A 24,728-nucleotide genomic window follows, 5' to 3' on the forward strand; every position below is an offset into this window, starting at 1 on the left:
CGATGGCAATGGATCGGTGGCTGGAAATGCGTCGGATGTGCCGGCCTCATCGCGGGCAAGCCACGCTCCCACGCCCTCCGGGCAGAAGCGGATCGGCGTCCACTGATGGTACCCACGCTCTGCGTGGGCACGCCGTGACTGACGCTCCGCGTCTAAGGGACGCGGAGCGTCCAGATCACCGTTACCACGCCGAGCGTGGGAACGATCGACCATAGTGCGCACAGGCTTTTGATTCTGGCCGCAGGCCGTGGGAGCGTGGCTTGTCCCGCGATTGGCTGCGCAGCAGTCATGAAACCAGGCGCCTGCGGCGTATCAGGCGGCACGCAGTTGCAGGCGTTTCGATTTGTAGGAGCGCGCTTGCCCGCGATGGCAATGGATCGGTCGCTGGAAATGCGTCGGATGTACCGGCCTCATCGCGGGCAAGCCACGCTCCCACGCCCTCCGGGCAGAAGCGGATCGGCGTCCACTGATCGTACCCGCGCTCTGCGTGGGCACGCCGTGACTGATGCTCTGCGTCACAGGGACGCGGAGCGTCAGGATCGCCGTTACCACACAGAGCGTGGGAACGATCAAAGCCTGGCAGGCTTTTGATTCTGGCCGCAGGCCGTGGGAGCGTGGCTTGTCCCGCGATTGGCTGCGCAGCAGTCATCAAACCAGGCGCTTGCGGTGTGTCAGGCGTCACGCATTTGCAGGCATTTCGATTTGTAGGAGCGCGCTTGCCCGCGATGGCAATGGATTGGTCGCTGGAAATGCGTCGGATGTACCGGCCTCATCGCGGGCAAGCCACGCTCCCACGCCCTCCGGGCAGAAGCGGATCGGCGTCCACAATCGTCAGGCGCCCTTTCTGCCCTGTTGCCATGCGGCAGCCAGGCCGCTGAGGCAGATGATGGCGATGCCGATCTGCGCCGTGAGTGAGGGGGCGTGATCGAAGAAGATGAAGCCGAGCAGCCCGGCGAACACAATCTGGCAGTAGCCGAACGGGGCCAGCATGGCCGGGGCGGCGAAGCGGAAGGCCTGGGTCAGCAGCAAGTGCGCGACCATGCCGCAGCTGCCCAGGGCGAGCATCAGCGGGATGTGTTGCCACTGCGGCGGTTGCCAGAAGAACGGCACCAGCGCGCTCATCACCAGGGTGTTGAACAGCCCGGCGAAGAAGTTGCTGGTGGTCGGGCTGTCGTGGGCCGCCACCAGGCGCGTCAACAACTGGTAGCAGGCAAAGCACATGGCCGAACCCAGTGGCAGCAGCACCGCCGGCGTGAACAACTCGCCACCCGGGTGGACGATGACCAGCACCCCGCTGAAGCCCACCAGCACGGCGATCCATTGACCGCGCGAGACATGTTCCTTGAGCAGCGGCACCGATAGCGCGGTGACCAGCAGCGGCGCAAGGAAGTTGACCGCCGTGGCCTCGGCCAGGGGAATGAACATCAAACCGGTGGTGAACAACAGGCTGGTGCCCAGCAGACAGGCCGCGCGCAGGGCCTGCATGCCCGGCCTTTTGGTGCGCAGCACACGCAAACCCGCCGAGGGCATGAAAATGCAGGCCATCAACAGGGTGTGCACCAGATATCGGACCCAGACCACCATGATGATCGGGTAGAAGCCGGACAGGTATTTGGACAGGGTGTCGTGACTGGAAAACAGCAGGGTCGCCAGGACGATAAAGGCGATGCCCTTGAGCGGCTGGTTGACGCCGGACAGCGGCGTGCTGGGAGTACTCATCAGGTTTCCTTTGCCCTTGCGTGAATACGTGGCCTACCTTCAGCGCGGCACGGGGCTGAGTAGACGCTGAAAGCATATAGAAGCTGTGGGTCGATCACCAAACAAAGGTGACGCGCCCGGTGATTTCATCTGTAGGAGCGCGCTTGCCCGCGATGGCGGTGTGTCATTCGATGAATACGTTGCAGAAAAGTCGCCATCGCGGGCAAGCGCGCTCCTACAGGGTTTGGGGTGTTTGGGTGTCCAGGACGCCGGCCCGCGCCAGCCAGGCCTCGAAACTGCTGAACGTGGCGCACGCCGCCTCGACGATTTGAGCGTTGTGTTGCGGATCGTCCGCCTCGGCCAGTTGCTGCAGAAACGCTTTCCACAGCGGCCCGGTCTCACGCCCGTAGACATCCAGAAACTCGCCGCCGCTGTCCGCCTCGATTCCCAGCGCGCCCTTGACCACCCGCCGCAGCACCTGCCCGCCCAGCGTGGCGCCCTCGATCACGTAACGCGCGCCCAGCAGTTGCAGCGCGTTTTTGATCACCGGGAGGTCTTCACACAACGGCAGTGCCTGTATCTGCGCATCGGACAAGCCCAATGCGGTCAGGTCGCGCAACAGTGCCGGGACTTTACGCCGTTGCCCGGCATTCGGGCAGGCATCGTCGACCCCGGCAATCAACCGTTCCAGCGGGCGATAAAAGCCGTAATACGCTTGAATCAGCCGAACGTACAACGCCCGGTCCAGCTCGGGACGCATGAACGGCAGCCGGTCTTCCAGCGATTTATGGGAAGCGCCCGTGGCCACGCGCAACCACTGCAGCACGGGCATGCCGGTCGTTGGCGTGAGCACGGGTGGGGATTCAACAGGGGCGTCAATCAAGAGGCGCGATCCAAAGAATGGCGGGTGGCGGCATTATGCAGGCGCCGAGCCACCCAGCGGTAGCAAAGACGCCTGCACAGCACCGTCGTCGATCAGAAGATGTAGTCGGTGGTCAGGAAGCTGGAGTCACGGTCGTGAATGATGTCGCTGATCAAAGCCTTGTTGCTCTCCTGGAACTTGGTCGCCACCAGCGTGCGGATCGAAAACACCCGCAGCGCATCGTCCACCGACAGCGTGCCTTCGGCCGAGTTTTTACGCCCATTGAACGGGAAGCTGTCCGGCCCGCGCTGGCATTGTGCGTTGATGTTGATCCGGCCCACCTGATTGGCGAACGCATCCACCAGCCGCCCGACCTGCTTGGGGTCGTTGCCGAAGATACTCAGCTGCTGGCCGAAGTCCGAATCGAGCACGTACTCGATCACCGTCTCCAGGTCGCGATACGCCACCACCGGCACCACCGGACCGAACTGCTCTTCGTGGTAGACGCGCATCTCCGGCGTCACCGGGTACAGCACAGCCGGGTAGAAAAACTGCTGATGGATCTCGCCGCCGCCTTCGTTGACCATCCGGGCGCCCTTGCTCACGGCATCTTCGACCAGGCCCTGCAGGTATTCGGTCTTGCCCGGTTCCGGCAATGGCGTCAGGGCCACGCCCTCTTCCCACGGCATGCCGGGTTTGAGCTGCGCCAGTTTCTCCTCGAATTTTTCGAGGAAACTGCCCACCACGTTTTCGTGCACGAACAGGATTTTCAGCGCGGTGCAGCGCTGGCCGTTGAACGACAGGCTGCCGGTGATGGCTTCGCTGACGGCATTGTCCAGGTTGACGTCCGGCAGCACGATGCCGGGGTTCTTGGCGTCCAGGCCCAGGGCCGCACGCAGGCGGTGCGGCTTGGGGTGCAGCTTTTTCAGCGCGCTGGCGGCCTTGTTGGTGCCGATAAACGCAAACACGTCGATCTTGCCGCTGGCCATCAGGGCACTCACGGTCTCGCGGCCGCTGCCGTAGATCACGTTGATCACGCCGGCGGGGAAACTGTCGCGGAACACTTCCAGCAGCGGGCGGATCAGCAGCACGCCGAACTTGGCCGGCTTGAACACCACCGGATTGCCCATGATCAGCGCCGGAATCAGCGTGGTGAAGGTCTCGTTGAGCGGGTAGTTGTAGGGCCCCATGCACAGGGTTACGCCCAGCGGCACGCGACGGATCTGGCCGAGGGTGTCCTGCTCAAGCTCGAAACGGCTGGAACGACGGTCCAGTTCCTTGAGCGCATTGATGGTGTCGACGATGTAGTCGCAGGTGCGGTCGAACTCTTTCTGCGAGTCCTTGAGGTTCTTGCCGATTTCCCACATCAGCAGCTTGACCACGGCATCGCGCTGTTGGCGCATGCCTTTGAGAAACGTCTCCACGTGATGAATCCGGTCCGCCACGCGCATCGTCGGCCAGGCGCCCTGCCCCCGGTCCCAGGCCTTGACGGCCGCGTCCAGCGCAGTCATCGCCGTGGCTTCGTCCATCAACGGCGTGCTGCCCAGCACCACCGACTCCAGGCCCGTCTCGGTCTTGAGTGACACCGGACTGAGCACCGGCGCCAAGGGGCCTTCCCACCGGTGCAGCTGGCCGTTGACCAGGTACTCACGCTGCTCGATGGCAGGGCCTGCACGAAACTGCTCGGGGATCTGATCGGCACTCGGGTACAGGTTGTCCAGGCGGGTGTGCAGCGTCATCTCGTTTCACCTCTTCAATCGGGCAGGTTACGTAACATCCGGGCACACACTACGCCACTGACCCTGGGTAGCAAAAGGTTTGCCGCACTACAGGTTCGTCAAATCCGGGGCGAAACGTGGCAAGCGCCGAGGTTTTACGGGGCCCGGAAACGACTGTCCGGCCACAGCACGAAGCTGGGGCCGGACAGGTGTCCTGCGTCGGATCGCCCCAGGCGCGGGGCGCCGGGGGCAAAGGCTTATTTACAAAGCCATGTCCGCCGCCGGGTTTGGCTTGCTCTGGGCCGGCGCCGAACCGGTTGGCACGGCCTGGTCCAGTACTGGCGGCTTGCCAAGTTCCAGCACTTCGGAGGTGTAGTTCCATTCCTGCTGCACAGCAGCCGGTGACTCGTTCAGCTTGGTGCCGTAGCTCGGCACGATCTGGCGGATCTTGGCCTGCCATTCCGGCGTTGCCACTTTGTCCTTGAAGACCTTTTCCATCACGTTCAGCATGATCGGCGCAGCGGTGGAGGCACCTGGCGATGCACCTAGCAGCGCGGCAATGGTGCCGTCCTTGGAGGAAACGACTTCAGTGCCCAGCTTGAGCACGCCGCCCTTGTCCGCGTCACGCTTGATGATCTGCACGCGCTGACCGGCCTGCCACAGACGCCAGTCTTCTTTCTTGGCGTGCGGGAAGTACTCTTTCAGGGCGTTGAAGCGGTCGTCGTCCGACAGCATCAGTTGACCGGCGAGGTACTCGACCAGCGGGTACTGTTCGACGCCGACTTTGGTCATCGGCCAGAAGTTGTGCGTGGTCATGGTGCTGAACAGGTCCAGGTACGAACCTTCTTTCAGGAACTTGGTGGAGAACGTCGCGAATGGCCCGAACAGGATCATGCGCTTGCCGTCCAGCACGCGGGTGTCCAGGTGCGGAACCGACATTGGCGGCGCGCCGGTCGACGCGATGCCGTAGGCCTTGGCCATGTGCTGCATGGCGATGGTCGGGTTCTCGGTGACCAGGAACGAACCGCCGACCGGGAAGCCTGCGTATTCGTGACCCTCGGGCACGTCGGCTTTCTGCAGCAGCTTCAGCGCGCCGCCGCCGGCACCGATGAACAGGAACTTGGCGTCCGTTGCACTGGTGGTGCCGTCTTTCAGGTTTTTGTACTCGACGTGCCAGGAGCCGTCCTTGTTGCGCGTGATGTCGTTGACTTCACTGGACAGCTTCAGGTCGAAGTTGGGACGGGTTTGCAGCGCGGACACGTACTGACGGGTGACTTCACCCCAGTTGACGTCGGTGCCGATAGGCGTCCAGGTGGCCGCCAGCTTCTGCGAAGGATCACGCCCTTCCATCATCAGCGGGACCCACTTGGCGATCTGCGCCGGGTCTTCGGAATACTGCATCGGGCGGAACAGCGGGCTGGCTTGCAGCGCTTCGTAACGCTTCTTCAGGAACTTGATGTTGTCATCGCCCCACACGAAGCTCATGTGCGGTGTGGTGTTGATGAACGAATGCGGGTTCTTCAGGACGTCGCTCTTGACCTGCCACGACAGGAACTGACGGGTGATCTGGAAGGCTTCGTTGATTTCGATGGCTTTGGAGATGTTGACGTTGCCGTCTTTGTCTTCAGGGGTGTAGTTCAGCTCGGCAAGGCCGGAGTGACCGGTACCGGCGTTGTTCCAGCCGTTGGAGCTTTCTTCGGCGACGGCGTCGAGACGCTCGACCATTTCCATCGTCCAGCCCGGCTCCAGCTCGTTGAGCCAGACGCCGAGGGTTGCACTCATGATGCCGCCGCCCACGAGCAGGACATCCACTTTCTTTGCATCAGCCGCGTGTGCAGAACTGCCCACCGACAGGGCCAGGCCCAAGAGCGCCGTGTTGACTTTATTAAACATGCAGTAATACCTAGGATAGAACGCCGTCCGTACCGTCCCTGATCACGAATCGCCCTGGTTCACCGCATGCATTGCTGCATGCCGCAGGCTCCCGCACTCACAAGATCTGGCGTGGACATACAAGATCGACACACAACGTCGACCTCACTTTTAGCCCCCTACTGCGCTGACTTCTTGTTAGTCGTTGGTCTCAGCTGCCTGGGTGACACTCAATCGGAGGGTGCTTGCCCTCATTTTGAGCGGCGGATTATAGGGGAGCGCAGCCCGTAAGCCTACCCGCATGGGCAAGTCTGTGTGCAATTGACCAAATCCGCCGCAGGTTGCAGCCCTGCCCACAGCCTACCAGCTCATTCGCAGGCCCAGACTCCCCTGTATACCTTCCATCGCCTGGCTATCCAGATGGGTGTTGTAATCGGCGCTTAGATAGATCGCGACACGGGGAGACAGCTTCGCCATCACGCCCAGACCGATGTCGGCGGACGATGACCGGTGCTCGCTCTTGATCCGGTCAATCCCGTCATACGTCACGGTGTCCTTGCCGTCGAAGGTGTGCCACAGATTGGCCCGCAGGTAAGGCTCCAGCGGCGTGTTGCCGACCGCATAACGGCCTTTCACGCGCGCGCCCACCCGGCCGGTGGTGTAGGCCTGGGCATCGAACGCGACGGTGGAAATGCCGTCGTTTTGATCATCCAGCTCGATGCGCTGGTGGATGACCTGCACCTGCGGCTCCACCACCCACCGATCGGACACCTTGATCGGGTAACCGCCTTCCACCGACACCGTCAGGCCGTGGCCGTCGGTGTCCAGCGTGATGCCGCGCTCGGAACGACTTTTCCCCTCCAGCCGCGTGCCCATGACCACCGCATCGACGTACCCGCCGCTGTCGTCGGTCAGCGTCCAGTACGCGCCGACGCTGTCACCCGCAAGCTTCGTGCGACCTGCCTTGGTGCCCTGAAACCCGTCAGCAAAGCCTTTCACCCCGCCCTGCAACTGGCTGTGCCCGACAAAAAAACCCAACCTCTGGACACGCCCTTCGCCAATGTCCGACGCATAGAGGTCATGGCCGACCTGATAACCATCGACCGAACCGTCGAAGCGCGGCGACACGGTGCCGGACCAGCGTTTGCGCAGGTCATTGTTGTAAATCCGCCCCCACCCTGCCGGGACCGCGCCGGTTTCGGTCAACAGGCTTTGCTCGCCCTGGCGGTCATGGAAGGTGCCCAGTGCGCTGAGCATCATCAGTTGCGCACCGGGGATGACCACCGACCAGACCGGGACTTCCACGCGATATAAGGGAATGGGCTGCGCGCCGGCAATCGGGGTCGGCAGTGCCGGCGTGCCCGACGCTGCCACAGGGGACGCCTGGGCGATTTCGGGGGACGGGGTTTCGCTGGGGCCTTGGCCGGGGGTGTTGGCCGGTGGCTCAGGCGTGACGACAGGGGTCGCCGTCGCAGGTTCGACAGGGGGTTCCTCCGCGCCTTGCGGCTCTGTGACCGGCGGCGTAATGGGCGGCGTAACGGGCGGAGGCGTGATGACGGGCGGCGGGACCACAGGCGGCGCCACGACGGGAGGCTGGGGTGCCGCCGCCAGCGCCCGCACGGCCACCACCGTCGAACGCAGGTACCAGTTGTTTTCGGAACCGGCGGTCACGCCCCCCTTGAACAGGTAGTACCGATACGCGCCCGCCGACAGCGAACCGCTCAGCGCGAACGCACCGTCAGCACTGGTTGCACCGTTGCTGGCCTGCACCACCTCGATGCCGTTTTGCCGGGTCAGTCCGCCGAGCCCACCCAGGTTCGTCACCCCCAGGCGGGTGAAACCGCTGAGGGTGCCTTGGGAGACGATCAGTTTGTCGCTGGGCGATGCGTCGTCGCCCAGCTCGGTTTGCAGCAACAGTGCGCCGTTGTTTCCCACGTAGTTGCCGTACACGGTCAAGGCATCGGTGGCCGTCGCGCTGGCACTGCTCATGTCGATACGGCCGGCGTTGCTCACCGTCGTCAGTTGCCCGGCGTTGTAGGGTCGGACCGCGCCCTGCGTGACGGTCATGGCGCTGCTGCCATCCAGCGCCAGAGTGCCGGTGCCGCTGAGGCTGTCGCCCAGGAACAGGTCGCCGGTCAGGTCGAGTCGCGAGGCGTTGGTCAGGTTGATCGACTCCCAGCCGATGTACCTCGAGGCGCTGGACGACGTGGTGGCGTTCAGTGTCAGCGTGTCGAAGCCGGTGCCGCCGTCCAGCGACGGCGTTGGCGCCAGCCGGCTTTCATCCAGCCCGTTGAGCTGCGCGGTGTCGTCGCCGTCGCCCATGAGGATCGCCGAGCGGATCACGCCAGCGGTGTCCCAGGTGAAGCGGTCGTTGCCGAAGCTGGTCCGGATTTCGCCGTCCACGACGCCGCCGCTGACTGTCACGTCATCGTCTCCGCCACTCACGCTGATGTTGCCGCCAATGCTGCCGCCCGAGACGATGATCGTGTCGCGCCCCAGCCCCGCGACCAGGTTGCCGACGATCTGGCCACCGGACAGGTCGAAAATATTGTTATCGAGCTTCATGTTGGCGCGGCCCAAGGTGCCGCCGGTCATGGTCGCAATGTCGCCATCGTCGAAACCGCCCACGATCGTCCCGCCGGTCATCTGGAACACATCACGGCCGTCGCCCTGCGCCACCGACTGAACCAGCCCGCCGCTCATCTGGAACGTATCGATGCCGTTGCCCTGCTGCACGTCGCCGTTGACCGTCCCTGCGCCGATGCGCATCACATTGGCCCCGTCGCCCTGGTCCACAGCACCCAGTATCTGCCCGGAGTCCATCAGGATCAGGTCATTGCCCGGGCCGAAGCGCACCGGCCCATTGATCGTGCCGGTGCCGGACGCGGGGAAAGTGAGGGTGTTGTTGCCGATCAGGTCCGTCAGCCCGAACCCGCTGGTGCCGCTGCTGCAGGTGTACTGCGTGGTGGCAGGTGTGGTCACCGACGTGCAATCGGCCGCCGCCATGGGGGATAAGAACAGTACGCAACTCAGGGTCGCTGAACGCCGGGCCCTGATTGCCATTCGTAGTGCCGCGCCATGGGAGGCACGCGGGTGTTTGTCCAGTGGGTACATCAGCCAGGCTCCGTCCAATGACTGCACGGTTGCACTGACTCTGGCGCTAACCCCTGAAACTGCTGACACGTTCTGGCGCCTGTTACGCAAGCCAAACAACCGTTATTAACAGTAGCAGCGCCGGCGGTGGGGGCTCGGGAATTTTCATTCATCGATCCGCGCCTGGCGGGGTGACGGAGAGCGGGAGGCTCTATTTTCGGTGACGCGGAGCGTCGGGGCGGCATTACCACGCAGAGCGTGGGCACGATCAATGTGTGCAGGGCCGTACACCCCAGTCGCTTGGTTTCAGGACTGCTGCGCAGCCCATCGCGAGCAAGCTGCGCTCCCACGGCCTTCGGCCAGAATCAAAAGCCCGAGCGCACACGATCTGCTTCTGCCGATAGGCGTGGGAGCGTGGCTTGCCCGCGATCTGGCGCGAAGCGGCAGTAAAACCTGTGGATGCGGTATCACCTGCCACACCCCGATCACCCGGTTTCAGGGCCGCTACGCAGCCCATCGCAGACAAGTCAGCTCCCACGGCCTTCGGCCAGAATCAAAAGCCATCAGGCCCGACGACCCGCAGTAAAGACTGCAGCCCTCCGCCAGCCTCAGACCAACCCACCCCCCAACAATCGCAACACGGTCACGCGGGGGCGTGGCGATATAGGCGCGTGGGCGAGGACCGGTTGGCCGAGAAGATGGGGGGCCGGGCCAAACGGCATCAATTCTTCCCACGCTTTCGCATCCTGTGCCGCGGTGTCCGACAACGTGCTGCCAACACGCCGCTCAAGTTTCAAAAGATTAGCGGCGATTTCTGCGAGGGTACTCAAGGTCGGCTCCATGACACATGCTCCGCGAGGAGCCAGTCGTTGCGTGGCTAAGGGATGATCCGCGTCAAGATTTGGTGATCAGGCACGCTTGGGGTAACCCTGTGCAATCTTCAGACCAAACGGCAGGCCCCGGCAGCGTCCCTGGACAACAGCCGCGCATCGGGAAATGATTTGCAAAACTTTCCCGTGCCCATGGCTCCCTGCGCCCCCGCAGCCAGGCCGTGGATGTGCTTCTATCGATGACAGCGTTGTTACACCTCCTGACATTTCCCCCTCACGAACGACAGGAAGCTGCCATGCCCATTCACTCGTTCAACCGTCGCGATTTCATTCAGGCCAGTGCCGCCATCACTGCCATGGCCGCCCTCTCCCCCCTGCTCCCGGCGTTCGCCGCCACGTCCCTGCTGACCCGCAAAATCCCGGCCACGGGCGAAACCCTGCCGGTGATCGGCCTCGGCACCTCGCGCACCTTCGACATCGACGTGACCTCCAGCGAAATGACCGCCGCCCTCGAAGTCCTCAAGACCCTGCTGGCCGGCGGCTCCAGGGTCATCGACACCGCGCCCAGCTACGGTGACGCCCAGGCGGTGACCGGTGAATTGCTGACCCGCGCCAAGGCCCATGACCAGGCGTTTATCGCCACCAAAGTCTCGTCCACCGGGCGCGACGCCGGCCTGCGTCAGATCGAGGACGCGTTCAAACAGCTGCAGACCCAACGCATCGACCTGATCCAGGTGCACAACCTGCAGGACACCGCCACCCAGCTCAAAACCCTGCGTGAACTCAAGCAACAAGGCCGCATTCGCTACGTCGGCGTGACCCACTACCTCGAATCCGCCCACGACGACCTGCTCGCCGTGCTGCAGAAAGAGAAGGTCGATTTCGTTCAGGTCAATTATTCGGTGGGCGCGCGCAATGCCGAGAAACGGCTGCTGCCCTGGTGCGCCGACAACGGCGTGGCGGTGTTGGCCAATCGCACGTTCGAAGCCGGGCGACTGTTCGCCAAGGTCAAGGGCAAGACCCTGCCGGACTGGGCGTCCGCGGAGCTGGACGCCAGTTCGTGGGCACAGTTGCTGCTAAAGTTCGTGCTCGCCCACCCGGCCATCACCGTGGTTATCCCCGCCACCAGCAACCCACGCTACGCCGCAGACAATTTGCTGGCCGGCCAGGGTCGCTTGCCGGACGCCGCCCTGCGCGAACGCATCGTCGAACTGTTCGCCTGATCACATCGCCTCTGGAGCCTGCCCTTGTCCGTCGCCGACACGTCACTGATGCACCGCGCCGCGAGGGCGATCAATGCGCAGCCCGATGAACTGATCCCGGCGCTGGCCGGGTTCGCGCTGTTCTTCTGCCTGTTCTGCGGCTACTTCATGCTGCGACCGATCCGCGAGGCCATGGGCATCCAGGGCGGCGTCGAGAACCTGCAATGGCTGTTTACCGCCACTTTTGTGGTGATGCTGATCGCCGTGCCGCTGTTTGGCTGGCTGAACTCGGTGGTGCCACGGGTGCAATTCGTCGATTGGGTGTACGGATTCTTCGCCCTCAACCTGCTGCTGTTCGCGGTGACCTTCGCCGTGCACGACGGCAGTGTCTGGCTGGCGCGCGGGTTCTACGTGTGGATTTCGGTCTACAACCTGTACGTGGTGTCAGTGGCGTGGAGCCTGATGGCCGATGCGTTCGACGCCGCCCAGGCCAAGCGCCTGTTCGCGTTCATCGCCGCCGGCGCCAGTGTCGGCGGGCTGGTGGGCCCGTTGATCAGCGCATTCTCCATCAACCTGCTCGGCCAAGCCGGGCTCGCTTTTGTCAGCGCCGTTTTGCTGCTGCTGGCGCTGGTGCTCAAGCGTTACCTGATGGCCTGGCGTGAGCGCGGTGGTGCCGGTCGACCGGGCGCGCCCGCCGCTGAAAACCCGCGCCACCCGGTGGCCGGCAACCCGTTCAGCGGCGTGAGCCGGGTGCTGCGCTCGCCGTACCTGCTGATGATGTGCCTGTTCGTGGTGTTGCTCGCAACGGCAAGCACCTTCCTCTATTTCGAACAGGCACGACTGGTGGCGCAGCTGTTCACCACCCGCGAAGAGCAGATCCGCGTGTTCGGCCTGATCGACTTCGCGGTGCAGGCCGGCGCGCTGGTGTCGCAAGTGTTCATCACCGGCCGCATCGCCCAGCGCTTTGGCGTCAGCACCTTGCTGGCTGCGGTGCCAGCGCTGGTCTGCATCGGCTTCCTCGGCCTGGCGCTGGCGCCGTCGTTCGCCATGCTGGCGGGGCTGATGATCGTGCGGCGGATCGGCGAGTACGCGTTCATCCGCCCGGGCCGCGAAATGCTGTTCGCGCCGCTGGACGCCGAGACCAAATACAAGGCCAAGAACTTCATCGACACCGTGGTCTATCGCGGCGGCGATGCCATCAGCGCCTGGGCCAAAAGCCTGCTGGACATGCTCGGTCAGGGCACCGTGCTGGTGGCCATCGTCGGCGCGCTGTGTGCCGCGCTCTGGGCGGTGACGGGCTGGTATCTCGGGCGGCGGGCTGATGACGCCGGTCAACTCCATCCCATGAAAAAGGCCAGCTGAGGGCTGGCCTTGTTCAGGACGATTTCAAACCAAACGACGCACGAACGGTGATCGCTGCCCGTCAGAAATCAGCAGGCAGCGCCTCTTTCAGCCATTGCTCGGACATCTTGTTCAACGTGCCGTCAGCCTTGGCAGCAGCAACGATGGCGTTGACCTTCTCTTTAAGCGCAGTTTCATCCTTGCCGAAACCCACGTAGCAACCCGAGTCCTTGAGCTTGAACTTGAGCAGCGGCGGACGGTGCGGGTTCTGATCGGCAATCACCGCCATCGTGGCGTTGCCGCTGGCGATCAGGTCGACCTGATTGGCCAGGAAGGCGGCGATGGTGGTGTTGTTGTCTTCAAAGCGTTTGATCTTGGTGCCCGGTGGCGCGACCTTGGACACTTCAATGTCTTCCAGCGCGCCGCGGCTCAAACCGATGGACTTGCCGTCCAGATCGGCCGCTTTGCTCACCTCCACTTCTTTCGGCCCGTAGACGCCCATGTAGAACGGCGCGTACTTGCTGCTGAAGCCGATCACTTCCTCGCGCTCAGGGGTTTTGCCCAGGCTGGAAATGACCAGGTCCACCTTGCCCGTGGTCAGGAACGGAATCCGGTTGGCCGACGTGACCGGCGTCAGGACCAGCTTCACGCCCAGCTTGTCAGCGATCAATTGCGCCATGTCGATGTCCAGGCCGCGCGGCTTCATGTCCGTGCCGACCGAGCCAAACGGCGGGAAGTCCTGGGGAACCGCCACTTTCAACACACCCCTGCTGGTGATATCGGACAACACGTCAGCGTGGGCGAAAGGTACGGCCGCACACGCAGCACCGGCCAGCATGGCGCTCAACAGACAACGACGAAATAGGTTCATGGCTTCTCTCAAAAGTATGTAAACGGACGGCGCGAAGCCTGCGAACCCGGTCACGACACAGCGGTCGAGACCCGGCGATGTAGCTGGCAGGGATAAAGCAAAGGGCGTTCACGGATGGCGACTCTTGAGGGTGGTCATGCATGTGCCGTTAGCGGGCTCAAGCTGCCTGGGGCGATCCGGTTCATCTTTAATGCTGCGTCACCGGGCGTTCAGCCCGATGACATTCAGTGCGGTGGGTCGAAGGGGTAAAACGACCCGATGCAAGAATGTGGGTTTTTGAGCGAAAGACATAACAATTTATTTATGTTCGTCCGTAAGAGATTGTTTTGAAGCGGGCGTCGGCGGTGAACATTGGGTGCCATGCGCATTACATTCATCAGGAAAATTGCTCTACAGATTTAATTAGCCTATATTTGCGTCTGTAGATCTATCAGGACGCTCGCATGGAATCCGCTCTTCAAGCTCAAGCCCTCACCAAAAGCCAGTGCGTCATTGGTCTGCAAACGGCGATCACCATTTTCGAAAAATGGAACGCCAGCGTTGATCAAGTGTGCCGCACGCTGCGTATTTCCCGCAGCACCTACACCCGCGCCAAACAGCGAGACCCCAAGTGGTCCGTCAGCCTGGACACCGATCAAATGCAGCGCATCAGCTTCGTGCTGAACATCCACGCCGCCCTGCGCACCATCTTCGACAACCCGGATAACGTCTACGGCTTCCCTGCCAAGGCTAACCACAACGACTTCTTCAACGGCCGCTCCCCGCTGGACATCCTGTCCCAGGGCGACATGGTCTCGCTTTACGAAACCTTCCGGCGGATCAACGCCTTGCGGGGTGCGCAGTGGTAACGATGAGCCAGTTGCCCGACCTGGCCGGCGAACCGTTACAGGCCTACCGACTGATCAACTCCAAATTCCCGCCCATCGCCTTGTTCGACGACGTGGCCGACGCCAACGAATTCGACGCCCTGTACCAGATCCAGGCGCTGACCAATCCGCGCCTGCTGAACGAAGTCGGCGTGATCGAACTGATCCCCCGCGACCAGATCCCCTTCGGCATCCCGGGATGCTCCTACGCCACCGGCCCCTTCACCCACGTCAACCCGCAAGGCTCGCGCTTCAGCGACGGCAGCTTTGGCGTCCTCTACCTGGCCGACACCATGGAAACCGCCCTGGCCGAAGTCGCCTATCACCAGCAACAGTACTGGTCGAAAGTGGAAAACCTCAGCTACGAGCGGTTCGTCTTCCGCGGCCTGAGCTGCCGGTTCACCGACAGCGGGATGAAAGACGCAACGGCGCTGCCCATGAACGACCCCATCTACCACACCGACGACTACACCCACGCCCGCCAGCTCGGACGCGACGTCAAAGCCGCCGCCTGCCCCGGCTTGAAGTACCGCTCGGTGAGATCGGAAGGGAATCATTGCTGGGCGTTGATGACCCCGATGGTGGTGTCGATTCACCAGACGGCGCATTACGAGATGATCTGGAATGGGGGAATAAATAGCGTGAATTTGATCAGTGGGGCTGAGCGGGTGCGCGACTAACGGCGGGCCGTACGACCTTGGCAGAAGCAAATCGGCCTGATTGGCTTTTGATTCTGGCCGGAGACCGTGGGAGCTGGCTTGTCCTGCGATGGGCCGGGGTCGCGTCCGACTGCGTAGCGGCCCTGAAAACAGGCGACCGAGGTGTCGCGGATGTGCGCTGCGGCATTCACCTGACGCCGGGCACCCTCCTGTAGGAAAGCGCTTGCCCGCGAATCGCGCAGGGTCAGGCAATGAAGATGTTGCACGTCAGAGGTGTGTCCGGTAGACCGCAGTCACACGTTGCTGACGGTGCCCTGTGGCCTAGTGAGTTGCCAAGCCGGTCGCGCTGGCTTGGCTTTTGCCTGTGTAATTTGCAATCAATCACGCAGGGAGTATGGCAATGAAGACCTGGACAACCAACGGCACTGTGGATGGCAACCATCTGCAAGCGATCAGAGACGGCGTCATCAACGTAGGTCGCGACTTATCACAGTCGCTGGAAGGACACGCCGACAGCATCGCCTGCGTAGTCACCGAAAACACCCTGCTCATCGGCGGCGCCACAGGCCGCACAGAATTTCAGCGCCTGTTTGTCGATTTCCTGTGGGTGGATCAACCATGGCGCAGCACTGGGTTGGGCGCTCAGGTACTGCAACGACTTGAAGCGTTAGCCGTGGAACGGGGATGCGTGGATTCGATCATTGAGACCATGGATGACGGGGTTGCGGCCTGGTATCAGCGGTTGGGGTATGAACTTGTGGCGAAGGTGAGTAGGTATTGCGGGCCTTGGGATCGGTTTACGTTGGTTAAAGGGTTGGGGGACTGTGGGGATGGGCGGCGGTGAGGGGTATTGACCAGAAAGATGACATTGAAGAAAGACAGAAGTCGGCCAGATGCTGCCCTTCACGAAATGTAGCAAACGGCCGGATCTGTTAAAATCGGCTTCTCGGCCTTTTTTCTGCCGTAAAAATCACACTTGGCTGTTTGAACACAGTCTGTCAGAAGCGGAAAGTTTTCAAGTCAATCGTGTCTAACCGTATATCTATTTTTGGAAATTTGCAAAATCTGGGCCACCGCTTAGCGGGCACGAGCAGAAAAAATCCAAAACTTTCGCGCCGAGCTATAATGAGCAACTTCCAAACTGAAAAAAACCTATGTGCATGACAACACTTCCTGGCAGCTGGATATATATTTTGCTTAGCTCTTCGGATTACACTCGCTGCAAGATAGGCCGAACCGATGGAAATCCTTTAATAAGATTCAGAAATCTTAGAACTGGCGATCCCAACCTAGCGTTTCACGCAGCATATTATGTGCCCACAAAATTGGCTATAATCTCAAAGATTGAGTCCAGTATTCATCACGAATTTAAAGACTATAGGATCACCAATTATGAGGATACAAATTCTGAATGGTTCAGGGTCGAGTTTGAACAAGCAGAAATGTATTTAGACTACCTGCTAGAATCGTTTTTGGATCAGGAGCTTTCTAACCGATCAAATATCCACTTAGACATTCCGACGAAAATGTATGAGTCAGATCTAAGGGATATCTATGAGCCTGATCTTCATGACCGAAGCTTTGCTGAATGGGTTTTGAGAAATACTGAAGAGTAACCAGCAGTCAAAAATTGCTCACCACGTTTTCTAGCGACGCGACTCTGCCTAGCGGGAGAGAAGCTCAACAGGAAGTTTTCGCAGTAAATACGGTAGCGATCAAAGTGGTCAGCTTTTTGGCTCAAAAGATTTTTTTCCGCCTCCCAGGTCCAGCTAGAGTCTTCACTTGACAAAATTGGTGCATCCCGTATCTTACAAGCGCGCTCCCCGGCTCTCGCGCGCGATCATACCTAAACGCGCTTCTCAGGTATGTGTCTGATCTCGCAGGCATTCATGTCTGTGAGTAGGACAGGATTGTGAAGAGGGGGGAAGCGCACTATTTCTTCTTTGTCTTCCTATAAATGCTTTCCAGCCTAAGTTCTTGACAGAGTTCCTGCCTAATCAAAGCTTTTTCCTTCCAGTTGTCTTCGTAGATGATTTGCTCGTCGAGCCTTACATATACTACGCAGTCGCCTTTATCTGAGAAATGCACGTTTCTATACACGGCCAGCACTTTTCTGTTTACTATTATCTTGTTTCCATTTTGCACGGTTATTCCAGGTAGGGTTTGGATCTGGTGCGGAGTTTTTTTGAGTATTATTTTGGCATACGGTAAAGCTGTCAAGCTATCTTGAATGTGCGATTGGGCGCGTGTGACTCTCGTTAGATGCCGCCATGCATAATTGCTGATAGATACTTTTCCAAGGCAGCAAGGCACAACTCCTCGGATTTTAGAAAATTTAGGGCGGGACCATTCTCGTACTTGAGCAGTTGTGGCGAAGATCGGAACGGTGAACCTTCCCATTCCGCTTACAGGTCGGCGATGTTTGTGTATCAGCCGTTCGATTTCAAATCTGGAGGCCGGCGTCAGAGTGTGATTTTCAGAAACTGATAAGGTCTCAATTGGTGTTTTTTTGTCGATGAGCTTCCAGTAAATCTTTGTTTCTGGATCAAGGCGTACCCAAATCAAAATTACGGGTTGATTGGTGGCTTTCCACTTTCTCAAGTGTTCTTGATCAATATTCTGTAAGCGCCATCGTTTTTTGGTCGGCGTCCAGCGCCCAAAGCTCGCCCCAGTTTTAACTTGCACAGCTAGTTGTGCGTGGGTTGGGCTAGGAAAATCGACCGGATACTTCAGCTGAAGATCAAGGGCACCTATTCCTTCGCCGCGCATGGTCTCTCGATGAGCTTCACCGTTGAAAATTAGAGATAAGACACTTGCAGCCAAGTTCTCACCGGCATTGCCTTGATCGAATTTAAAGATGTTCATCAAATTTTCCGTGTAATTATCATGCTGAGCTTATCAGCAATTTTGAATACAGCGACAGTAGGATCTAGTCGACGGTCTAACGCCGTGTCTAGCATCACCCTATGGGCGCAAGGGGCGCTAGGGGTTGACTGCTGCGTGTTGCGACCGGCGGCACACGACCAGAAACGGACTCTGTCTGTTATGACACGCAAACCTCCTAGCCAGTGCACGAAGCAGCAAGCCTGAAACAGACGCGCGTTAATCCTGAGTCTGTTTAAAATAGTCGAAATATTCGTCCAACTTGTCCTCTTTTACGTGAAATAACTCAGCTGCAATAACCTTGGCCTCCCCAAGCTGTTCATTTAAAAAATCATTAGCAAGTTTTTTAAATTTTGGAATGGTACCGAAAGACGCATTGCGCATGTCCACTGCTGCGAACGCGCCCCAGTTCGCGGCTAGAATTATATTGATGATTAACTTAAAAGCTTCAATAGGTAAAAATGAATTGCCCATTGATTTTTCAATATCGGATGCATTTTTTATAAAGCTATTAGCTGTTTGGAAGTCACTCGAGCCCGCTCTATTAAAAAACTTCGTTAGCAGTAGGGCTTTTGCGGTTTCGAATTTGTAGACATGGCCACAGAAATAAGCGCTATAAGTGAATTTTTCGAGAAACGCATCAAATTCGCCGCCGAGTTTTTCAATTACAAAGGCATGAGCATTTTCAGTGAGGAGAGAAATGAAAAGTGTTGCTGGGTGTGAAAATCGGGTATGTTCAACGGTAAGTTCTACAGCGGCAATTTGTTCTGCCACCAAAACAGATACTCTATGATACGTCACTTCGTCTAAATCCGAAAATAGCTTTCCATTAGAACACAGTAACGAAAAAATCGCATTTTTATATGCTTTGTTAGAAATTTTCTTTTCGATGACATATTTTTTTAGTGCCGCAATCGCTGATAAATCTCCCGCACGAGCCATGCCAGTTAGAAAAAATCGTGAATTCTTTGATGTTTCGGTGTCGGTCTCTTGCGTTTTGTCTAACACCTTTGAGATCAAGTACGGGTAAACCTCAAAATGAATATTTTCAAGCTCTTTTTTGACGACTTTTGTAATAATATCAATGCTTGTTGACGGGAACATATTTGCATTACTTAACGAGGCTAATATCTCATCCGCGAGCTGGGTGGTAGACAGTATAGGGCGAGATAAAAATCGAGATACTGACTCGTGATATACAAAACGTGCCTCCTCTGCGGAAGCATGATGACCTGACGGATGCGCAGCCTTATTCCTCAGCTTACGAAGTATTTCAAGGAATTCAGCATCAAGAGTAGAAAATAACAGATTAGACTTCAGCTGATCAATCAAATATGTTTCAAATACATCTTGATCTGCACGTTTTTGCGAGGCTGTATCAAATATGGTTTTAGCTTTTTTATTGACCTTCCCAAGCTCTCCAAGCTTATCAATAATATCGTCGAACAATGCTATGAATGTAAGAACTACCGAGGCTCGATAAGCGCCCGCCATGTAGCAAGCAAGTGATTCGCTCATATAGTCCCGAATATCTTCATTTTTTATAGAAGATACTAACTCTTCCATGTCCGTTAAATGCGCCATGCACCCCTCCATGTAAAACTAGTGACTAATAAATTGGGACCGCCAGCTAATTCGGGAAAAAATTTTTAATGCCAAACCACAAGCGGTAGCATTATGCCTACATAGAGTGGTGATTTGCCAATCGCGATTCATGATGCAAACCGTCTCGATGGATTTCCTCAAGATGACCGGTTTCCGTAGATTGTTTCCCAGTGCGACGGGCAGCTTTGGGTGATAGGAGCCTCTCAGCATCTCCCAGCCAAAGCAAAGCGCCAACACAATCGTTGCTCCCCATGCCCATCCGCACCCAATACCTAAAGGCGGTCTAAGCGAGTTCGGATCAGCAAGGCGTTGTCGTTATCTCACGCGCGCCACTCGAATTCGACCCCTTCCCTTTTGCGCGGTAAAAGATCGTGATGGCGAGCACGCACTACATCAAAAAATCCCCATAAAAAAAGCCAGCTAAGCGCTGGCCTTTCCTACAACCTCTGACTCCCCAAAAAGGACCCAAACCAGTGACCGATATTCACCAGTCACTGGCTCTACAACAAACCCACACATCTCACTTTTTCTTTTTTGCAGGCTTCTCTGCCTTGTCAGCCTTCTTGGCCTTCTCCGGCTTGCTGTCCGCTTTTTTCGCAGATTTCTTCGGCTCAGCGTCTTTTTTCTTGTCTTTCTTCTCGGAAGATTTAGACAGCGCCGAAGCCGCGGCTGATTTCTTTGCAGGTGAGGCTTTTTTGTCCTTCATGTCCTTGCTGGCTTTGGAAGCGTCGTCTTTGCTTTTCTTGTCGTCTTTAGCCACGTTATCTACCTCTCGCAGAACGCCGATATTGGCGCAGGTCGTGCGGGAATCTCCACACGCTGATCATTAGGTGAATCCGCGCAAAAGCGGTTCAATCTTTTTGATCTGCAACGAGACTGTCGGTCATCCATCGCCTTTGCTCAAAAAAATCCCACAAAAAAAGGCCAGCTAAGCGCTGGCCTCTTTCGTACTTCGTCTGGCTCCACGACCTGGACTCGAACCAGGGACCCAGTGATTAACAGTCACTTGCTCTACCAACTGAGCTATCGCGGAATGCGCGCTATCTTACTGATTGAAAACGGGAAGTCAAGCGAGCCTGTCAAAAGTCCCGCGCCCTGCCCTCACCCGGCCAGGCGTCCGTGTTGGTACTCGCGCGGGGTGCAGCCGAATTCGCGTTTGAACACGGTGTGCAGGTATTGCGCGGATTTGAAGCCACAGGTCTGTGCGATGTCGGCGATGCCGGCGTCGGTGGTTTCCAGGCCGGTGGCGGCTGCGGTGAGTTTGAAGCGCAAAATTTCGTCGTGAACGCTGCGGCCCAGTTCGCTGCGGAAGTGCGCTTCCAGCGAGGAGCGCGACACGCCGACGTATCCGGCGACCTGGGCGGTCTTGATCCCTTGGCACGCGTACTGGCGAATGAAGTGCAGCGCCTGCATGACATACGGATGGCCCAGCGGCTGGTGCAGGCTGGAGGTCTGCACGTTGATCGCCTCTGGCGGCAACAGCACCTGGGTTCCGGTGGACGGCAGGCCGTGGAGCATCTGGTGCAACAGCTTCGCGGCCGTGCGTCCCATCTGTTCGGTGCCCTGGATCACGGAGCTCAGTGGCACGCGGGTCAGGGTGCGGGTCAGCGGGTCGTTGTCGATGCCGATCAGCGCCACTTGCTCGGGGACGGCGATCCCTGCCGTCAGGCACGCCTGCAGCAGTTGTCGGGCGCGGGCGTCGCTGACGGCGATGATGCCGATGGGTTTGGGCAGGCTGTGCAACCAGGCGATCTGCTGTTCGACGGCGGTGTCCCACGACGGCGCGCTGGTGTTGAGGCCGCGGTAAACCGGCGCGTCCAGACCGTCCCGTGCCAAGAGGCGGCCGAAGGCTTTTTCCCGTTCCTGGGCCCAGCGATTGGTTTCGGCCACGGGCAGGCTGAAGCAGGCGAAGCGGGTCAGCCCGGCTTCGATCAGGTGCCGGTAGGCCAGTTCGATCAGCGCGTAATTGTCGGTCGCGACGTAGGGAATGTGCCGGGGATAGGCGCTCGCATCTTCGTACGACCCGCCCACCGCCACCACCGGGACCTTGATCTCGGCCAGCGCCGGGCCCATGGCCGGGTCGTCGAAGTCGGCGATGATGCCGTCGCCGTGCCAGCGCTCGATGCCCTTGAGCCGGCAGAGAAAATCCTCTTCCAGAAACAGGTCCCAGGACGCACGGGTGCTGCTCAGGTAGTTGCCGATGCCGGCGATGATGCCGCGGTCGTAGATCTTGCTGCCGTTGAACAGCAGCGCAATGCGGTGCACGGGCGGGACGGTTTTCATTGTTGTTCTCCGGGCCAGTGCGCCAAGACTAAGCGCGCCGGGGGCAGACCTCAATAACTAAAATCGCACCCCGGTTTGGTGAGTTTCGCAATCGTCGGCCGAGGCGGCGTTGCTACTATCAAGCGACGATTCCGTACTCGCTCATGACTCGTCCAATAACAACAAGGAGACCGCGATGCTTTACTTTCCTGCTGTCGATCAGATCCTTTACGAGGGCCGCGACAGCGATTCCCCGCTCGCCTTCCGGCATTACCAGGCCGACAAAATCATCCTCGGCAAACCCATGCGCGAGCACCTGCGCATGGCGGCGTGCTATTGGCACAGCTTTGTCTGGCCGGGCAGCGACATGTTCGGCGTCGGCACCTTCAAACGGCCGTGGCAGCAGCCCGGTGACGCGATGGAACTGGCCCGGCACAAGTCCGCCGCCGCCTTTGAGTTCTTCACCAAGCTGGGCATCGATTACTACAGTTTTCACGACACCGACGTCGCCCCCGAAGGCGCGAGCCTGGCGGAGTACCGCAACAACTTCGCGCAGATGGTCGACGAGCTGGAGCGTCATCAGGAGCAGACGGGCATCCAGTTGCTGTGGGGCACGGCCAATTGCTTTTCCAATCCGCGTTTTGCCGCCGGCGCCGCCAGTAACCCGGACCCCGAGGTGTTTGCCTACGCGGCGGCGCAGGTGTTCAGCGCAATGAACGCGACGCATCGGCTCAAGGGCGCCAACTACGTGCTGTGGGGCGGTCGCGAGGGTTATGAAACGCTGCTCAACACCGACCTGAAACGCGAGCGCGAGCAACTGGGGCGCTTCCTGCGCATGGTGGTGGAGCACAAGTACAAGATCGGTTTCAGCGGGGACCTGCTGATCGAGCCAAAACCCCAGGAGCCCACCAAGCACCAGTACGATTACGACAGCGCGACGGTGTTCGGCTTTCTGCATCAGTACGGGCTGGAGAAGGAGATCAAGCTCAATATCGAGGCCAACCACGCGACGCTCGCCGGGCACAGCTTTCAGCATGAGATTGCTACGGCGGCGTCCCTGGGGATTTTCGGCAGCATCGACGCCAACCGGGGCGACCCGCAAAACGGCTGGGACACCGATCAGTTCCCCAACAGCGTCGAGGAGCTGACCCTGGCCACCTACGAAATCCTCAAGGCCGGCGGCTTCAAACAGGGCGGCTTCAACTTCGACTCCAAGGTCCGTCGCCAGAGCCTGGACGAAGTGGATCTGTTCTACGGCCATGTGGCCGGGATGGACGTGCTGGCCCTGGCGTTGGAACGGGCTGCGGCCATGGTTCAGGACGATGTGCTGGAGCAGTTCAAGGCCCAGCGCTATGCCGGGTGGGATCAAGCGCTGGGCAAGGGGGTGCTGGCGGGCGATTACAGCCTGGCGTCCCTGGCCGAACATGCGTTCGACGCGCAATTGAACCCGCAGGCGGTGAGCGGCCGGCAGGAAATGCTCGAAGGCGTGGTAAACCGGTTTATTTACCCTTAGCGTCATCTGTAGGAGCGAACTTGTTCGCGAAGGCGTCGTACCTGACACACCGCGTCAAAAGCTTCGCCTGTAGGAGCGCGCTTGCCCGCGAAGGCGTCGTACCTGACACACCGCGTCAAAAGCTTCGCCTGTAGGAGCGCGCTTGCCCGCGAAGGCGTCGTTACATCCGCCGTCGTTGCCAAAGTCTATCGCGGGCAAGCGCGCTCCTACAGATAAGGTCGCCGTGATCACGGCGGTTACATTCTCACGACAATTCCCTGCGCCGTGCACGCTGAGGATTACCTACAGTTCTACCGCCACCGCTCACGGTATCGATGTGCCTCTAAACAACAATAAAAGGACACAGCTACTATGAAACTCCTGCAAACCGCCCTACTCGCCAGTGTGCTGGCCGTGCTCTGCAGCCCGGTTGCCATGGCTGACGCGAAAAACCCCAAGATCGGCTTCTCCATCGACGACCTGCGCCTGGAACGCTGGGCCCGGGACCGCGACTACTTCACCGCCGCCGCCGAGCAGATGGGCGCCAAGGTCTATGTACAGTCAGCCGATGCCAACGAGCAGCGGCAGATTTCCCAGATCGAAAACCTGATTTCCCGGGGCGTGGACGTGATCGTCATCGTGCCGTTCAACGCCACGGTGCTGAACAACGTGGTGGCCGAAGCGAAGAAGGCCAAGGTCAAGGTGGTGTCCTACGACCGGCTGATCCTCAACGCCGATATCGACGCCTACATTTCGTTCGATAACGAGAAGGTCGGCGAGATGCAGGCCCAGGGCGTGCTCAACGCGCAACCCAAGGGCAACTACTTCCTGCTGGGCGGCGCGCCTACCGACAACAACGCGAAGATCCTGCGCGAAGGCCAGATGAAGGTGCTGCAACCGGCCATCGACAAGGGCGACATCAAGGTGGTCGGCCAGCAGTGGGTCAAGGAGTGGAACCCCACCGAAGCCCTGAGCATCATCGAAAATGCCCTGACCGCCAACAACAACAAAATCGACTGCATCGTTGCCTCCAACGACGCCACCGCCGGCGGCGCGATCCAGGCGCTCAACGCGCAGAAGCTGGCGGGTAAAGTGCCGGTCTCGGGTCAGGATGCTGACCTGGCCGCCATCAAGCGGGTGATCGCCGGCACCCAGACCATGACCGTCTACAAACCGCTGAAACTGATCGCTTCCGAGGCCGCCAAGTTGTCGGTGCAACTGGTGCGCAACGAGAAGCCCGCCTACAACTCCGAGTACGACAACGGCAGCAAGAAGGTCGAGACGATCCTGCTCAAGCCGACGCCGCTGACCAAGGACAACGTCAACCTGCTGGTGGAGGACGGGTTCTACACCCAGGCGCAAATCGCCGGGCAGTAGCATTACTCAGCGGCTATGACGCCCTGTGGGAGGGAGCTTGCTCGCGAAAGCCCTGTTTCAGCCACCTGAGCTTTGGTGGATGTAGCGGCCTCATTTC

19 protein-coding genes and 1 tRNA gene are annotated in these 24,728 nt (G+C 59.3%); 8 read left to right on the top strand and 12 right to left on the bottom strand.

Going from position 1 to position 24,728, the window contains the following annotated elements; all coding sequences use genetic code 11:
• Nucleotides 1-831 precede the first annotated feature (831 nt).
• The 6 genes from ABQX22_RS20355 to ABQX22_RS20380 form a co-directional block, all read right to left on the bottom strand.
• On the bottom strand, nucleotides 832-1,719 hold the full coding sequence (locus ABQX22_RS20355; RefSeq protein ID WP_349801653.1) for a DMT family transporter: 888 nt from the start codon (nucleotides 1,717-1,719) through the stop codon (nucleotides 832-834).
• Between the two features lie 214 nt (nucleotides 1,720-1,933).
• Entirely contained in the window at nucleotides 1,934-2,581 is a 648-nt protein-coding gene (locus tag ABQX22_RS20360; RefSeq protein WP_349801654.1) for a biliverdin-producing heme oxygenase, read from the bottom strand.
• 92 nt (nucleotides 2,582-2,673) lie between these two features.
• Complete coding sequence (locus tag ABQX22_RS20365) at nucleotides 2,674-4,299, bottom strand: NADP-dependent glyceraldehyde-3-phosphate dehydrogenase (protein WP_349801655.1); 1,626 nt, start codon at nucleotides 4,297-4,299, stop codon at nucleotides 2,674-2,676.
• Between the two features lie 240 nt (nucleotides 4,300-4,539).
• Complete coding sequence (mqo, locus tag ABQX22_RS20370; protein ID WP_349801656.1) at nucleotides 4,540-6,171, bottom strand: malate dehydrogenase (quinone); 1,632 nt, start codon at nucleotides 6,169-6,171, stop codon at nucleotides 4,540-4,542.
• Between the two features lie 339 nt (nucleotides 6,172-6,510).
• Nucleotides 6,511-9,264 carry an autotransporter outer membrane beta-barrel domain-containing protein gene (locus tag ABQX22_RS20375; protein WP_349801657.1) on the bottom strand — a complete coding sequence of 918 codons (2,754 nt, stop codon included), beginning with the start codon at nucleotides 9,262-9,264 and terminating at the stop codon, nucleotides 6,511-6,513.
• Between the two features lie 587 nt (nucleotides 9,265-9,851).
• The gene (locus ABQX22_RS20380) at nucleotides 9,852-10,073 is read right to left on the bottom strand and encodes a hypothetical protein (RefSeq protein WP_349801658.1); all 222 of its coding nucleotides are present in this window, start codon (nucleotides 10,071-10,073) and stop codon (nucleotides 9,852-9,854) included.
• 296 nt (nucleotides 10,074-10,369) lie between these two features.
• Between ABQX22_RS20380 and ABQX22_RS20385 the strand changes: the two genes are divergently transcribed.
• Nucleotides 10,370-11,296 (top strand): aldo/keto reductase, encoded by a 927-nt coding sequence (locus ABQX22_RS20385; protein ID WP_349801659.1) that lies wholly within the window; start codon nucleotides 10,370-10,372, stop codon nucleotides 11,294-11,296.
• A gap of 24 nt (nucleotides 11,297-11,320) precedes the next feature.
• Nucleotides 11,321-12,637, top strand: coding sequence for an NTP/NDP exchange transporter (locus ABQX22_RS20390; RefSeq protein WP_349801660.1), 1,317 nt, complete (start codon nucleotides 11,321-11,323; stop codon nucleotides 12,635-12,637).
• Between the two features lie 61 nt (nucleotides 12,638-12,698).
• On the opposite strand, the gene ABQX22_RS20395 is transcribed toward ABQX22_RS20390, so the two are convergent.
• Nucleotides 12,699-13,487, bottom strand: coding sequence for a transporter substrate-binding domain-containing protein (locus ABQX22_RS20395; protein WP_349801661.1), 789 nt, complete (start codon nucleotides 13,485-13,487; stop codon nucleotides 12,699-12,701).
• A 443-nt stretch (nucleotides 13,488-13,930) separates the two neighbouring features.
• Between ABQX22_RS20395 and ABQX22_RS20400 the strand changes: the two genes are divergently transcribed.
• The 4 genes from ABQX22_RS20400 to ABQX22_RS26995 all read left to right on the top strand — a co-directional run bounded on the left by ABQX22_RS20400 (nucleotide 13,931) and on the right by ABQX22_RS26995 (nucleotide 16,628).
• Nucleotides 13,931-14,335 carry a hypothetical protein gene (locus tag ABQX22_RS20400; protein WP_349801662.1) on the top strand — a complete coding sequence of 135 codons (405 nt, stop codon included), beginning with the start codon at nucleotides 13,931-13,933 and terminating at the stop codon, nucleotides 14,333-14,335.
• A 2-nt stretch (nucleotides 14,336-14,337) separates the two neighbouring features.
• Nucleotides 14,338-15,033, top strand: coding sequence for an RES family NAD+ phosphorylase (locus ABQX22_RS20405; protein ID WP_349801663.1), 696 nt, complete (start codon nucleotides 14,338-14,340; stop codon nucleotides 15,031-15,033).
• 379 nt (nucleotides 15,034-15,412) lie between these two features.
• Entirely contained in the window at nucleotides 15,413-15,856 is a 444-nt protein-coding gene (locus ABQX22_RS20410) for a GNAT family N-acetyltransferase (RefSeq protein ID WP_349801664.1), read from the top strand.
• Nucleotides 15,857-16,172: 316 nt separating this feature from the next.
• Nucleotides 16,173-16,628, top strand: a complete 456-nt coding sequence (locus tag ABQX22_RS26995) for a GIY-YIG nuclease family protein (RefSeq protein WP_441005315.1) — start codon at nucleotides 16,173-16,175, stop codon at nucleotides 16,626-16,628.
• Nucleotides 16,629-16,944: 316 nt separating this feature from the next.
• Here the strand turns inward: ABQX22_RS26995 and ABQX22_RS20415 are convergent, their stop codons facing one another.
• The 5 genes from ABQX22_RS20415 to ABQX22_RS20435 form a co-directional block, all read right to left on the bottom strand.
• A complete protein-coding gene (locus ABQX22_RS20415; protein ID WP_349801665.1) occupies nucleotides 16,945-17,877 on the bottom strand; it encodes a DUF4365 domain-containing protein in 933 nt (310 codons plus the stop codon).
• 237 nt (nucleotides 17,878-18,114) lie between these two features.
• Complete coding sequence (locus ABQX22_RS20420) at nucleotides 18,115-19,479, bottom strand: hypothetical protein (RefSeq protein WP_349801666.1); 1,365 nt, start codon at nucleotides 19,477-19,479, stop codon at nucleotides 18,115-18,117.
• A 541-nt stretch (nucleotides 19,480-20,020) separates the two neighbouring features.
• On the bottom strand, nucleotides 20,021-20,260 hold the full coding sequence (locus ABQX22_RS20425; RefSeq protein ID WP_349801667.1) for a hypothetical protein: 240 nt from the start codon (nucleotides 20,258-20,260) through the stop codon (nucleotides 20,021-20,023).
• 197 nt (nucleotides 20,261-20,457) lie between these two features.
• Nucleotides 20,458-20,533 (bottom strand) — tRNA-Asn (locus ABQX22_RS20430).
• 68 nt (nucleotides 20,534-20,601) lie between these two features.
• Nucleotides 20,602-21,783 carry a XylR family transcriptional regulator gene (locus ABQX22_RS20435; protein WP_349801668.1) on the bottom strand — a complete coding sequence of 394 codons (1,182 nt, stop codon included), beginning with the start codon at nucleotides 21,781-21,783 and terminating at the stop codon, nucleotides 20,602-20,604.
• 175 nt (nucleotides 21,784-21,958) lie between these two features.
• Between ABQX22_RS20435 and xylA the strand changes: the two genes are divergently transcribed.
• Nucleotides 21,959-23,275 (top strand): xylose isomerase, encoded by a 1,317-nt coding sequence (gene xylA / locus ABQX22_RS20440; RefSeq protein ID WP_349801669.1) that lies wholly within the window; start codon nucleotides 21,959-21,961, stop codon nucleotides 23,273-23,275.
• A 351-nt stretch (nucleotides 23,276-23,626) separates the two neighbouring features.
• Nucleotides 23,627-24,631 (top strand): D-xylose ABC transporter substrate-binding protein, encoded by a 1,005-nt coding sequence (gene xylF, locus ABQX22_RS20445; protein ID WP_349801670.1) that lies wholly within the window; start codon nucleotides 23,627-23,629, stop codon nucleotides 24,629-24,631.
• The last annotated feature ends 97 nt before the right edge of the window (nucleotides 24,632-24,728 follow it).

This window comes from Xanthomonas sp. WHRI 1810A (genome assembly GCF_040202885.1).
Lineage (GTDB): Bacteria > Pseudomonadota > Gammaproteobacteria > Pseudomonadales > Pseudomonadaceae > Aquipseudomonas.

Coding starts and splice junctions, on each gene's coding strand:
- ABQX22_RS20355 (WP_349801653.1), bottom strand. CDS start 1,719: ATGAGTACTCCCAGCACGCCGCTGTCCGGCGTCAACCAGCCGCTCAAG.
- ABQX22_RS20365 (WP_349801655.1), bottom strand. CDS start 4,299: ATGACGCTGCACACCCGCCTGGACAACCTGTACCCGAGTGCCGATCAG.
- mqo (WP_349801656.1), bottom strand. CDS start 6,171: ATGTTTAATAAAGTCAACACGGCGCTCTTGGGCCTGGCCCTGTCGGTG.
- ABQX22_RS20375 (WP_349801657.1), bottom strand. CDS start 9,264: ATGTACCCACTGGACAAACACCCGCGTGCCTCCCATGGCGCGGCACTA.
- ABQX22_RS20385 (WP_349801659.1), top strand. CDS start 10,370: ATGCCCATTCACTCGTTCAACCGTCGCGATTTCATTCAGGCCAGTGCC.
- ABQX22_RS20395 (WP_349801661.1), bottom strand. CDS start 13,487: ATGAACCTATTTCGTCGTTGTCTGTTGAGCGCCATGCTGGCCGGTGCT.
- ABQX22_RS20400 (WP_349801662.1), top strand. CDS start 13,931: ATGGAATCCGCTCTTCAAGCTCAAGCCCTCACCAAAAGCCAGTGCGTC.
- ABQX22_RS20405 (WP_349801663.1), top strand. CDS start 14,338: ATGAGCCAGTTGCCCGACCTGGCCGGCGAACCGTTACAGGCCTACCGA.
- ABQX22_RS20410 (WP_349801664.1), top strand. CDS start 15,413: ATGAAGACCTGGACAACCAACGGCACTGTGGATGGCAACCATCTGCAA.
- ABQX22_RS26995 (WP_441005315.1), top strand. CDS start 16,173: ATGACAACACTTCCTGGCAGCTGGATATATATTTTGCTTAGCTCTTCG.
- ABQX22_RS20415 (WP_349801665.1), bottom strand. CDS start 17,877: ATGAACATCTTTAAATTCGATCAAGGCAATGCCGGTGAGAACTTGGCT.
- ABQX22_RS20420 (WP_349801666.1), bottom strand. CDS start 19,479: ATGGCGCATTTAACGGACATGGAAGAGTTAGTATCTTCTATAAAAAAT.
- ABQX22_RS20435 (WP_349801668.1), bottom strand. CDS start 21,783: ATGAAAACCGTCCCGCCCGTGCACCGCATTGCGCTGCTGTTCAACGGC.
- xylA (WP_349801669.1), top strand. CDS start 21,959: ATGCTTTACTTTCCTGCTGTCGATCAGATCCTTTACGAGGGCCGCGAC.
- xylF (WP_349801670.1), top strand. CDS start 23,627: ATGAAACTCCTGCAAACCGCCCTACTCGCCAGTGTGCTGGCCGTGCTC.